The organism is Chryseobacterium sp. CS2K3 (assembly GCF_059515185.1).
Window position 1 is genome coordinate 211,096 of sequence record NZ_JCAKRW010000002.1, and the last position, 13,267, is coordinate 224,362.

11 protein-coding genes are annotated in these 13,267 nt (G+C 36.2%); 6 read left to right on the forward strand and 5 right to left on the reverse strand.

Annotation, left to right across the window (positions count from 1 at the left end):
• Window position 1 precedes the first annotated feature (1 nt).
• The 4 genes from ilvB to folP form a co-directional block, all read right to left on the reverse strand.
• A complete protein-coding gene (ilvB, locus tag AC5YGG_RS04060; protein WP_496143171.1) occupies window positions 2-1,723 on the reverse strand; it encodes a biosynthetic-type acetolactate synthase large subunit in 1,722 nt (573 codons plus the stop codon).
• Between the two features lie 12 nt (window positions 1,724-1,735).
• Window positions 1,736-3,412 (reverse strand): dihydroxy-acid dehydratase, encoded by a 1,677-nt coding sequence (ilvD, locus tag AC5YGG_RS04065; RefSeq protein ID WP_496143172.1) that lies wholly within the window; start codon window positions 3,410-3,412, stop codon window positions 1,736-1,738.
• Window positions 3,413-3,591: 179 nt separating this feature from the next.
• Window positions 3,592-4,464, reverse strand: a complete 873-nt coding sequence (gene ilvE, locus AC5YGG_RS04070) for a branched-chain-amino-acid transaminase (protein ID WP_496143173.1) — start codon at window positions 4,462-4,464, stop codon at window positions 3,592-3,594.
• Window positions 4,465-4,829: 365 nt separating this feature from the next.
• Window positions 4,830-5,696 carry a dihydropteroate synthase gene (gene folP, locus AC5YGG_RS04075; protein ID WP_496143435.1) on the reverse strand — a complete coding sequence of 289 codons (867 nt, stop codon included), beginning with the start codon at window positions 5,694-5,696 and terminating at the stop codon, window positions 4,830-4,832.
• Between the two features lie 250 nt (window positions 5,697-5,946).
• Between folP and AC5YGG_RS04080 the strand changes: the two genes are divergently transcribed.
• The 6 genes from AC5YGG_RS04080 (at window position 5,947) to tpiA (ending at window position 11,558) form a co-directional block, all read left to right on the forward strand.
• Window positions 5,947-6,513 (forward strand): DUF1599 domain-containing protein, encoded by a 567-nt coding sequence (locus AC5YGG_RS04080; protein WP_496143174.1) that lies wholly within the window; start codon window positions 5,947-5,949, stop codon window positions 6,511-6,513.
• A 1-nt stretch (window position 6,514) separates the two neighbouring features.
• The gene (locus AC5YGG_RS04085) at window positions 6,515-7,624 is read left to right on the forward strand and encodes a BT_3928 family protein (protein WP_496143175.1); all 1,110 of its coding nucleotides are present in this window, start codon (window positions 6,515-6,517) and stop codon (window positions 7,622-7,624) included.
• Between the two features lie 110 nt (window positions 7,625-7,734).
• A complete protein-coding gene (locus tag AC5YGG_RS04090) occupies window positions 7,735-8,085 on the forward strand; it encodes a TerB family tellurite resistance protein (protein ID WP_496143176.1) in 351 nt (116 codons plus the stop codon).
• A gap of 25 nt (window positions 8,086-8,110) precedes the next feature.
• Window positions 8,111-10,237: a S9 family peptidase gene (locus tag AC5YGG_RS04095; protein WP_496143177.1), complete on the forward strand. Its 2,127-nt coding sequence runs from the start codon at window positions 8,111-8,113 to the stop codon at window positions 10,235-10,237.
• Between the two features lie 43 nt (window positions 10,238-10,280).
• Complete coding sequence (locus AC5YGG_RS04100) at window positions 10,281-10,658, forward strand: GxxExxY protein (RefSeq protein WP_496143178.1); 378 nt, start codon at window positions 10,281-10,283, stop codon at window positions 10,656-10,658.
• A 141-nt stretch (window positions 10,659-10,799) separates the two neighbouring features.
• Window positions 10,800-11,558 carry a triose-phosphate isomerase gene (gene tpiA, locus AC5YGG_RS04105; protein WP_496143179.1) on the forward strand — a complete coding sequence of 253 codons (759 nt, stop codon included), beginning with the start codon at window positions 10,800-10,802 and terminating at the stop codon, window positions 11,556-11,558.
• 194 nt (window positions 11,559-11,752) lie between these two features.
• Here tpiA and AC5YGG_RS04110 read toward each other — a convergent pair whose 3' ends face one another.
• A complete protein-coding gene (locus tag AC5YGG_RS04110; protein ID WP_496143180.1) occupies window positions 11,753-13,018 on the reverse strand; it encodes an esterase-like activity of phytase family protein in 1,266 nt (421 codons plus the stop codon).
• Window positions 13,019-13,267: the final 249 nt, after the last annotated feature.

Consider the following 13,267-nt stretch of genomic DNA (forward strand, 5'->3'; position numbering starts at 1 on the left):
GTTATTTATGATTCAATACAATTTCAGAAACACTTTTTCCCTGAGGAATCATTGGAAATACATTGTGTTTCTTTCCTGTCATTACCTCAAGCAGAAACGCTTCTTTATGTTCAAGCATTTCAATAAGGGCGTCTTTTAGATATTCTCTTTGAGTAACTGTTCTGCCGGAAATATGATATCCTTTTGCAACCTGTACAAAATCAGGACTCTGAATATCTACAAACGAATATCTTTCTTCATGAAACAATTCCTGCCATTGCCTTACCATTCCCAGATAGCTGTTATTAAGAATTAAAATTTTAACATTGGGATGATACTGCATCACAGTTCCTAATTCCTGAATATTCATTTGTGCTCCGCCATCTCCCATGACAGCAATCACCGGAAGATTATGATCTGCATAAGTTGCACCTATTGCCGCTGGAAGGCAGAATCCCATCGTTCCCAATCCTCCACTGGTAATATTGGTTCTGGAGTGCTTAAAACTTGAATACCGACAGGTCACCATCTGATGCTGTCCGACATCTGTTACAATTACAGCTTCTCCTTTAGTGATTTCATTAAGACATCTGATGGCTTCTCCCATTGTGATTTCTCCTTCTGTAGGATACAATTCTTCATTGATCAGATTGATGCTTTCTATTTCCAGGCAGTCTTTAAATTTTTGAAGCCAGTCTGAATGTTCTTTTTCTTCTATTAAAGCGGTAATGAGAGGCAAAGTTTCCTTACAGTTTCCAAGAACCGGAACATCTGCTTTTACATTTTTATTGATCTCCGCTTTATCAATATCCAGATGGATGATCTTTGCCTGTCTGGCATACTGATCTAATCTTCCTGTAACACGATCATCAAAACGCATCCCCACTGCAATAAGCACATCACACTGATTGGTAAGAATATTCGGACCATAATTTCCATGCATTCCCACCATTCCTACTGCCTGTGGATGATGAGTAGGAACCGCTCCCATTCCTAAAACCGTCCATGCTACAGGAATTCCTGATTTTTCTGCAAACTGTAAGAATTCTTTTTCTGCTTTTCCAAGCATAATTCCCTGTCCTGCAATAATGAAGGGACGTTCTGCCTGGTTTATGAGATCTGCAGCTTTTTCAATATTTTCTATAGATGGTGTCGGATCGGGTTTATAACTCCTTATGGAATTGCAACGAGAATAGCCGTCATAAGAAACCTTTTGCAATTGAGCATTTTTAGTTACATCAATAAGCACCGGTCCCGGACGTCCTGATTTTGCGATATAAAAAGCTTTGGCTAAAACTTCGGGAAGTTCATTGGCATCAGTCACCTGATAATTCCATTTGGTAACGGGGCTTGTAATATTCATCACATCAATTTCCTGAAATGCATCTGTACCTAAAAGATGTTCAAAAACCTGTCCTGTAATACATACAAGAGGAGTATTATCCAGCAAAGCATCAGCTAAACCTGTCACAAGATTCGTTGCGCCGGGACCACTGGTAGCCATTACAACTCCCACGTCACCTGAAACCCTTGCCAGTCCTTGTGCAGCATGTACCGCAGCCTGTTCATGACGGACAAGAATATGCTCAAGCTGATCTTTGTAATCATAAAGCGCATCATAGATCGGAATAATAGCACCTCCGGGATATCCGAAAACGGTTTTCACTCCTTCCTGAAGAAATGTTTCAAGGATAATCCGGCTTCCGCTCAGTTCTGTTGCTGTTGATAGGTTTAAATTCTTCATGATGTTTTTATTTTAAATTTCGTCCGTTACGCAACCTTCTGCCGCTGATGATACGGTTAACGCATATTTATAGAGTAAGCCTTTCTTTACTTTTAATTCCGGTTTCTTCCAGCCTTGCTTTCTTTTTTCGATTTCTTCGTCTGGGACTTTGAGTTGTATTGTATTGTTTACCGCATCTATTTCAATCAGGTCATTATCTTCCACAAAAGCGATCAACCCGCCTTCATGGGCTTCCGGAGTGATGTGTCCCACTACAAAACCATGAGTTCCGCCACTGAATCTGCCATCTGTAATCAAAGCAACACTGTTCCCTAATCCTGCACCAATCAAAGCACTGGTTGGTTTCAGCATTTCCGGCATTCCCGGAGCACCTTTCGGTCCTTCGTTACGAATCACAATAACATCGCCGTGCTGTACCGTTCCATCTTCAATTCCTTTGATCAGATTCTTTTCACCATCAAATACACGGGCTTTTCCTAAAAACCTTTCGCCTTCTTTTCCTGTTATCTTTGCCACACTTCCTTTTTCAGCTAGGTTTCCGTATAAGATTCTGAGATGTCCGGTAGGTTTCACAGGATTTGATAATGGTTTTATAATTTTCTGATTCTCAAAATCCAAATCCGGAACATTTTTTAGGTTTTCGGCTAATGTTTTTCCTGTAACCGTTAAGCATTCTCCATGTAGTAATCCTTGTTCAAGAAGGTATTTCATAACAGCAGGTGTTCCTCCATGCTCATGTAAATCCTGCATCAGATATTTCCCACTCGGTTTAAGATCTGCCAATACCGGTGTACAATCGCTCATTTTTTGAAAATCATCCTGAGTAACAGATACTCCTATACTTTTTGCCATTGCAATAAAATGCAGAACGGCATTGGTACTTCCTCCTAAGACAACAATCAGTCTAAGCGCATTCTCAAAGGCTTTTCGCGTCATAATATCCGATGGTTTTATATCTTTTTCAAGAAGTAACTTCAGGTATTTTCCAGCTTCCAGACATTCATTTTGTTTCTCTTTGCTTAAAGCCGGATTGGATGATGAATAAGGAAGGCTCATTCCCAGCGCTTCTATTGCTGATGCCATTGTATTGGCTGTATACATTCCACCACATGCTCCTGCTCCCGGACAGGAATTTTTGACTACTCCATCAAAATCTTCTTCAGAAATTTCACCTGCTATCTTTTTTCCTAATGCTTCAAAAGCAGAGACAATGTTCAATGTTTCTCCTTTATAGCAACCCGGTGCAATTGTTCCTCCGTATACCATTAATGAAGGTCTGTTCAATCTTCCCATGGCGATAATGGTTCCCGGCATATTCTTATCACAACCCGGTAAAGCAATAAGTCCGTCATAATACTGTGCTCCGCAAATAGCTTCGATACTGTCTGCAATTACATCACGACTTACGAGTGAATAACGCATTCCATCTGTACCATTGCTCATCCCGTCACTGACGCCGATTGTATTAAAAATTAATCCTGCCAACCCATGATCCCAGGTTCCTTTTTTAACAACTTTGGCAAGATCGTTGAGGTGCATATTACAGGTATTTCCGTCATATCCCATACTTGCAATCCCGATCTGTGCTTTGTGCATATCTTCTTCTGTAAAGCCAATCCCATACAACATTGCTTTTGCGGCTGGCTGTTCACTATTTTGTGTAAATGTTTTTGAATATTTATTTATCATATTATTCTGCATTTGCTATTCTTCCTTTCTGTTTGAAATGACTCTTTTTCACTAAATCCTGGTCCAAAACTACAGCTTGTAATATTTTCTAATTTTCAATTTTTCTAAAAAATACAATATCCAACTGTTTAAAAAATAATTTCATATTAATGAAAATCAATAATTTACATGTAAATATTTTACAATGACAGAACTCTCACTAATTTCAAATAAGCCTGTTGTACCTTTTCACTTGCTGTATCTTTCCATTGTTTACTGAAAGCAACATCATCCAATGAGTCTAGTGCTACAATTTCTGCTGCTGTACCACAGAAAAATGCTGCATCTGCCCCTCTCATTTCTTCAGGTTTGAAGAAGGTTTCCTTAACGGGGATATTCAGTTCATTGCAGATTTCAAAAACGGTCTGGCGAGTGATTCCCGGAAGAATGCTTCCTTTTGCCGGAGTGAACAGTGTTCCATCTTTTTCAAAGAATACATTAGCACCCGAACTTTCTGCAACATTTCCGTTTTCATCTAATACCAAAGCTTCATCATACCCTTTGTCCTTGGCATCCTGGCAGGCAAGAATAGAATTCACGTAATGTCCGCCAACTTTTGCTTCTACTTTAAATGCTTTTGGATTGGGACGTTGGAAAGGAGAAGTCATAATCTTCATTTTATCTGCCAGATAACCATTATTCCATTCCCAGGCGAGTAAGGATAAGTAAGATTTTTGCCCTTTTGATAATGACATATTGGGCGAACATGTAACCAACGGACGGATATAGGCATCGGTAAAACCATTTAATTCTAAAAGTTCATAGGTAAGTTCTGTAAGCTGATCTACTGAATAATCGAAAGGGATATGCATCAGTTCGGCAGACTTTTTCAATCTTTCATAATGCTCTTTTGCCTTAAATATTCTGGGTCCATGAGCAGTGCTATAAGATTTAATTCCTTCAAAAACTGAATATCCATAGTGAAGAGATTGCCCGTAAAGGTCCATTCCTGCTTCTTTGGCTTTCATGAAATTTCCATCAAAATAGATGACCGTGTCGTCGTTGTAATACATGTTTATAGGGGTTTAAAAATTAACAAAAGGGAATAAAAAAAGCCCTCTCACAGGTGAGAGGGCTCAATATATGTACAGTCATACATCTTCCGTCTCACAAGCGTAAGGGAATAATAATGACGATAATAATTACTGCGAATAACTGATACATACTGTTACTATAAAAATTGAAATAAAAAAAGCCGCTTCAAAAATGAAACGGCTTATATAACTTAAATTAAAATTTTATTTTTAAAATGCCGCTTCCTGACTGTTGTAAATCACAACAGCTGTAATAGAAATGACAATAATATTTTCTTGATTCATAAAATTCATACTGCAAATGTAAAAACTTTTTAAAAACCCACAAGCTTTTTTAACACTTTTTATTTTTTTCGTAAAAACTGGTTAAGAGTTTCTTTTGCTTCAGCCACATCATGAACTCTTAGAATTTTCGCACCTTGTTCGAGTACTTTCATGTGTAATTTCTGTGTTTCCTCATTGATATCAAGAGGAGATTTACCCAGAGGTTTATAGATAAATGATTTTCTGGAAATCCCTATCAACAAAGGAAATTTTCCAAATCCAAGATATTCTACCCCATTAATCATTTTCATCTGATCCTCTACTGTTTTCCCGAATCCAAAACCCGGGTCTAAAATGATATCTTTTACTCCTTTTTGTAACAGTTCATTTGTTTTTTCAGAAAAATATCGGTTTACTTCCAATGTGATATCTTCAAACCTGATTTTATCATGCATTGTTTCATATGACGGATTAATATGCATCAGAATATAAGGCAATCCTGTTTCTGCTGCTACATCAAACATTTTCTCATCATACTGCCCTCCTGAAATATCATTGATCATATCAATTCCTTCATCAAATCCAAATTTCACAGTTTCAGCATAAAATGTATCCAAAGAGATCAATGCTTTCGGAAATTCTTTTTTAATTTGGGAGATTATTTTTCCAATTCTGCTGATTTCTTCTTGGCTGGTTAAAAATTCCGCGTTGGGACGTGTGGATTGTGGTCCGATATCAATAATTTCGGCTCCATCGTTCAATAGTTTTTCAGCATGCTTCAATGCCAGTTTCTCATCATTAAATTTTCCGCCATCTGAAAAGGAATCCGGAGTAAGGTTCAGGATCCCCATGATTTTTGGAGTATCCAGTTGTACCAGTCTGCCGTTGCAATTGATTGAATATGTTTGAGAGTTTGAGGGTTTGAGAGTTTGAGAGTCTGGAAGCATAGGAGTTTTATAAGTGATTAATGTTTTTGTATGCTGCAAAATTAGTGTTTTATACAAGGAATAAAAAGTAGGAAAACAAGAAAAATAACAGCTGATTTCTACAACTCATCATATTCTCAAATACAATAATATTCTAAAACTCTCCAACCCTAATACGTTCCCACTCTAAAACAATACACAAACATGATTCCCCTCAAACTCATTTCATAAACAAAACCGAATTCGTATATTTGGAAGATTAAGAAATTTTATGTCAAAAACATCAGTACAGTTCGAGAAAATTATCAATCAGTGCCGTGATCTTTTCGGTAAAAAATTACAGGATTACGGAGCAGCATGGAGGGTTTTAAGACCAAGTTCCATTACGGATCAGATTTATATTAAAGTCAATAGAATCCGTACGTTGCAGATGACCGATGTAAAAATGGTGGATGAAAGTGAAGAGGATGAATTTATCGCGATTGTTAACTATTCTATCATTGGGCTCATTCAGCTTGAGAAAGGACTTTCCAATGATTTTAATGAAAATAAGGAGGAGATTTTAAGTCTTTATGACAAATATGCTCATGAAGCTCAGGCTTTAATGGAAAGAAAAAACCATGATTACGGTGAAGCATGGAGGGATATGAGAATTTCTTCCATCACCGATCTTATTTATCAAAAAGTACTTAGAACGAAACAGATTGAGGATAATCAGGGAAAAACTATCGTTTCAGAAGGGCTTGATGCCAACTATTTCGATATGCTGAATTATGCTGTTTTCTGTCTGATTAAATTCTCAGAACAAAAAAATCAATTCGAACCCAAAACTATTTAATATGATCAAAGGTTTATTGCGCTTTATTATCGCTGTTATTTTTATCCTTTCAGGCTTTGTGAAAGCTGTGGATTTAGTAGGTTTTTCTTTCAAAATGGAAGAATACTTTTCACCTGTTGTTTTCAATATGCCGTTTTTCGAAAAGTTTGCCCTGCTGTTTTCAATTATTGTTGTTGTGCTGGAGCTTTTCCTTGGATTTATGCTGCTGCTGAAAATGAAGCTTAAATTTACCTTATCAGCTTTAATAGCTCTTTGTGTGTTTTTCGGATTCCTTACTTTTTATTCTGCTTACTTCAATGTAGTAACGGATTGCGGATGTTTTGGCGATGCTATTAAATTTACACCTTGGCAAAGCTTTTTTAAGGATGTTGCTCTTCTTGTCGGGCTGATCATTGTATTTTTACTGTACAGGAAAGATTTCCGCAAAACAGATGAATATGGCAGCAGCAAAAAAGAGTCTACAAGCAAATTCAAATATGGTATTTTCGCTGTATTCTCATTGGTAATGATTTACATAATGGCGCAAGGAATTATGCATGAGCCTATCATTGATTTCCGTGATTATAAGGTAGGAACAGATCTTAAGGCAGAAAAAGAAAAGATCAATAAAAATCCTTCTGAATACAAAACTTTCTATTCATTAAAAAATCAAAAGACAGGTGAAGTTTTAAAGGTAAATCAGGATGATTATATCAAGGAAACAAAATATTGGGCAGAAGGTTCTCCATGGAAAATTGAAGAAGGAAAAAATGAGTCTGTTCTTGTAAAAGAAGGATATAAATCTGAGATCGTGAAATTTAAGATCGAAGATCCTACAGGAATGGAACTTACTGACGAAATTATTAAGGCTCCAAAAGCAATTTTAGTTTTCTCTTATCATCCGAAAGAGGTTTCTGCTGATCTTCTTCAAAAAGTAGAAGCTAAAGTGAATGCTCAGAAAGGAGCTCTTATCTATGGCGTTTCTACTGATCAGAATACGTTTAAAACCATAAAAAATGTAATGATGGATGGCACAGCAATCAAAACCATTGCAAGAAGTAATCCATTTGTATTGATCCTTGAAAATGGGAAAATTGTAGACAAACAGCCTGCAAAGGACTATGTAAAATAAATGTGAATGGTCAATTTTGCTTCGCAGGTGAATTGTGAATGGCAAAAATAAAGACTAGAGCTCAAAGCTTGGAAACACAAACTTAACACTAAAACTTAATTTTAAAACTTATGCAAAAATCAAATAAATCTATCGCCGGTTATCACCTATTAATGATCCTTTCTTCTGTAGACGGAGAATTTGCTCCTGAGGAAGGAATGCTTGTACAACAATATCTGGCAGATGAGTTTCCCTTCAGAATGAATCTTGACAATGAGCTTGAAACACTGGCTCTTTTACAGCCGGAAGAATGGAAAGACCATTTTGAATTCCATGCAAGATGCTTCCACGAAGATTCTACTGAAGATGAACGCGTAAAATTTGCTCAATTTGCCAAGTCATTGATTAAAGCTGACAATAAGGTAACGGAAGAGGAACATACGTTCTATATTCTATTGAAAAACCTGTGGGGATTGGCATAACTGCTATTCAAACTAAAAAAATACCATGAAAAAAATTTATTTAGGATTATTAGCAATGAGTGCAGCAACATTTCAATCTCAGAAATTTCCGGACATGAAGGCTCCTGTGGCAGAAAAGCAGGAACATATCAGAGAGATTCACGGTGATAAGGTAAATGACCCTTATTATTGGATGATCGATTTCTTCAAAAAAGGAAAGGATTCTACCAAAGTCGTTGATTATTTAAAGGCTGAAAATACCTATTGGGAAGGCATGATGAAAGATACAGAACCTTTCAGAGAGAAGCTTTTCCAGGAAATGAAAGCCAGAATTAAGGAAAAAGATGAGTCTGTTCCGGTTTTTAAAAACGGCTATTATTATTACACCCGTACAGAAACAGGAAAACAGTATTTTAAATATTGTAGAAAAAAAGGCAGCCTTACCGCTCCTGAAGAGATTCTCCTAGATGTAGATCAGCAGGCTGAAGGTCATTCCTATTATGCTGCTTCAGGCTTCAGTATCAGTCCGGATAACACGAAAATGGTTTATGGTGTGGATGATGTGTCCCGAAGACAGTATAAGTTATTCTTAAAAGATCTGTCAACAGGAAAAACCATTGATCTTGGCATTAAAAACACAACAGGATCTGCCACATGGGCGAATGATAACAAAACGATATTTTATACTTCCAAAAACCCTGAAACGCTTTTAACAGAAAAGATTTTCAGACATACTCTGGGAACTTATTCTTCAAAGGATGCTCTTGTATATGAGGAAAAGGATAAAACCAATTATATTGGGGTAGGAAAATCCAAGAATGAGAAATTCATAATGATCTATTCTCAGGCTACCACTTCTTCCGAAACCAGATATCTTGATGCCAGTGATCCCAATGGAGCATTTAAGGTTTTTCAGCCTAGAATAAAAGATGTCCTGTATGATGTGACTCCACTGGAAGATAAATTTTTAATCACCACCAATAAGGATGCCCTTAACTTTAAAGTTGTAGAAACTCCTTTAAACAAAACAGGTGTTGAAAACTGGAAAGATTTTATACCCCACAAAAAAGAGGTTCTGATGGAAGGAATTACTGAGTTTAAGAACTATCTGGTATTCAGTGAAAGGCAAAACGGGCTTTCTCAATTGGTAATCTATGACAGAAAAACAGGTAAAAAAGATTTTCTGAAATTTGATGAAGCTGCTTACACGGTTTATCCATCAGGAAATCCTGAATACAATACGGATAATTTCCGTTTCGGATATACTTCCATGATTACTCCCAGCTCTCAGTATGAGCAGGATTTAAAGACCGGGAAAAGAACCCTTCTGAAGCAGCAGGAAGTTCTGGGCGGCTACAACAAAGAAAATTATATTACAGAAAGGCTTTTCGCAACGGCAAAGGACGGAACTAAAATTCCGATTTCCATTGTTTATAAAAAAGGATTCAAAAAAGATGGAAACAGCCCGTTATTACTCTATGCTTACGGTTCTTACGGAAGCTCTATGGATGCTGCTTTCAACAGTAACAGACTGAGCCTTTTAGACAGAGGTTTTGCTTATGCTATTGCTCATATCCGTGGTGGTCAGGAAATGGGAAGACAATGGTATGAAGACGGGAAAATGATGAAAAAGAAAAACACGTTTACCGATTTCATTGATTCCGGAGAATATCTTGTGAAAGAAAAATATACTTCACCTAAACATTTATATGCCCAGGGAGGAAGTGCCGGAGGTTTATTAATGGGAGCAATTGCTAACATGAGTCCTAACCTTTGGAATGGTGTTATTTCACAAGTACCATTCGTAGATGTTGTAAATACCATGCTTGATACAAGTATTCCTTTAACCACCAATGAGTATGATGAATGGGGCAATCCTAACAACAAAGAGGCATATTTTTACATGAAATCTTATTCTCCTTATGAAAATATAGAGAAAAAGAACTACCCCAATCTATTGGTAACAACAGGACTACATGATTCTCAGGTACAGTATTTTGAGCCTGCAAAATGGGTAGCAAAGCTAAGAGATATGAAAACAGATAAAAATGTTTTACTCTTAAAAACAGACATGGAATACGGTCATGGTGGTGCATCCGGAAGATTTGATTATCTAAAGGATATTGCCTTGGTTTATTCGTTCATGTTTAAACTGGAAGGAATTAATAAATAATAAGACTCTCGCAGATTTTGCAGATAACGCAGATTGATACTTTATGACAGAAAATGAAATTTCATATATTGTACGAAAGTCTATTTTCAAGGTTTATAACCAACTAGGTCCTGGTTTACTTGAATCTGTATATCAAAAAATTCTAATTTACGAATTAGAACAAAATGGGTTAGAGGTTAAATCTGAAGTGATACTTCCCCTTTATTATGACAATAAAAAATTTGATATTAATTTTAAAATTGACATTTTAGTGGAAGACAAGGTTATTTTAGAATTAAAATCTGTAAAAGAACTTGATAATGTTTATTACAAACAATTATATACTTATTTGAGATTGTCGGACAAGAAATTGGGATTATTAATTAACTTTAATACAACCAATATTTTAGATAGTATAAAAAGAGTTGTAAATAATCTATAAAGATGATTATGATCGTATTCATCTGCTAAATCAAACTAATCTGCGAGAGATAAAAATAATATACGCAGATTTTGCAGATAACGCAGATTCATACCGAGATGAATTAGAAAATAAAAAGTAAAATAAATCAATATAAATCTTATGAGAAGAAAAATAGTTGCAGGAAACTGGAAAATGAACAAAAATGTAATTGATGCACAACAATTAATGATTCAGTTACTAAGCTATAAAAACAACAATGCAACCAATTGTGAAGTGTGGATTGCTCCCCCATCTTTATATTTAATGATGGCAAAAGACATCTTTGAAAAGGATGAAATCGGAGTATTTTCCCAAGATATGAGTGAGCACGAAAGTGGTGCATACACTGGAGAAATTTCTGCTGACATGCTTGAATCTATCGATGCTACCGGTTCATTAATTGGACACTCTGAAAGAAGACAATATCATGGAGAAACGGATTCTCACTGCAACAGAAAGGTAAAATTAGCTTTAGATAAAGGGCTTACTCCAATCTACTGTAACGGGGAAACTCTTGAGCAGAGAAAAGCTGGACAACACCTTGAAGTAGTGAAAAATCAAACTGAAGTAGCTCTTTTCACACTTACTGCTGAGGAGATCAAAAAAGTAGTAATCGCTTACGAACCTGTATGGGCAATCGGAACGGGCGAAACGGCAAGTCCGGAACAAGCTCAGGAAATTCACGCTCATATCAGAAATATTATTGCTTCTAAATACGGACAGGAAGTTGCTGATGAGGTTTCTATTCTTTACGGAGGTTCTGTAAAGCCGGATAATGCGAAGGAAATTTTCTCACAGCCTGACATTGATGGTGGTTTAATTGGAGGTGCTGCTTTGAAATTAGAGGATTTCTCTAAGATTATTGAAGCGTTCAATTAATTGATAAGAACAATATAAAAATAAAGCCCTTGGATTACTTCCAGGGGCTTTTATTATAAGTTTTGGCGAAAGCCAATGGAAGAAGGTGTTATTATTTTTTTAAACAGGCTAAAGACCGTTTTTATTGAATTCTTTAATGATCAAATAAAAAGCGGCGAAATAAATTCCGCCACTTTTCTTTAAAAAAAATCTAATTATTGAATATCGACTATATACATAGTTCCTTTGTCAACCTTTCCTGTTTTAGGAAGTATTTTAGCTTTAGGATTTCCCGCTCCGTCGTCTACTACTCCAAAGTCATCATCATTGAAAACAGCAAGCTTATTATTTCCTAAATACACGATTCCCTCAAATTTATCATGTTCATATCCCAGTTTGGCAACAAGATCTACAGCAATTTTTTTAGAAACAGGTTTTATTCCAGCTGTGGTAAGTTCATCCCAAGAACACTGTTCTAATGCTTTACCATTTACCTTCATTCCGTCTACGGCTGCAATGTCAGCTCCGGTTACCTCTGTGGCATCACTAAGGTTTATTCTGTATACTTTTTTTATGCCACCCTGAGATCCGTAATTACCATCTCTTTCAATGACAAGAAATTCATTATTTCCTAATGCTGTAATGTCACAAACTGAATCAGAAGCACCACCATCCTGCTTATACAGATATTGTTTTGTTTTTCCTGTAAGAATATCAAATGTTACAATTCTTGTTAAAGTCTTATTTGTTGCCAAGGCTTTTGTTGGAACATACATCATAGATTGCATGGTTCCTACCAATGTTTTACCGTCCGGAGTAATGCAAAGCCCTTCCATTCCTCTGTTGGCTCTCCTTTTAGCTAAAACAGCAGGCAGTTTTCTCGTTCCTGTATTCACACCTATCGGGCTTATTCTTTCCATTTCCACTCCTTCTGCACTGTAATGAACGATATGGGGTCCGTACTCATCGGAAACCCAGAATGTACCATCCTGTGCAGCCACAATACTTTCACTGTCTAAACCATAATTATCCGTTCCCAGAATATTACCTGCTGCATCATAAGCCACTTCACCAGTACTCCCCATTCCTATAGGATTTGGTAAGCCTGTAATGGGTTGTCCGGACGGATTTTTAAGTTTGATATATTTAATAACCTCTATTTTTCCTTCAGCATTGATTTTAAAATGCATGATAGTTGGAGTAAAATTAGGTGTTAAAAATTTTTTCCCGTTTAGGTAATCTGTATTCGGACCACGGTCAGTAATCACATAGAACTCACCTTTTCTTGTTGGATGAGCTGCTGCTCCTGAGCCAAATCCTCCGTTGATTACATCTACTCCGTTTATTGTTACCAGGTTTGTAAAAGGAAATTCCTGAGGCAGTTTTGAGTAATTAACATCCTGATTATTTACATTATCATCATCTTTACTGCAAGAGAATAATGCAGTCATCACCAAAGCGGAAAATATTAGTTTTTTCATATTAACTTTTATGGCGCGAAAGTATAAATTGATTATAAACTGATCTTAAACCTATTGATAATTGTATTTTAACAATAGATTCCCTAGATGAATTGAATATAAACAGAAAAAAAACAACTCTCAATCCGAAAACCCAATTATTATTCTCAATTTATTATTAATCAACAAATTCCTATTTCATAAATAAGATTCACTGATAAATAAAGTAAACGCAGATATAATTCACAAAACAGATTTCAGAAATTTATA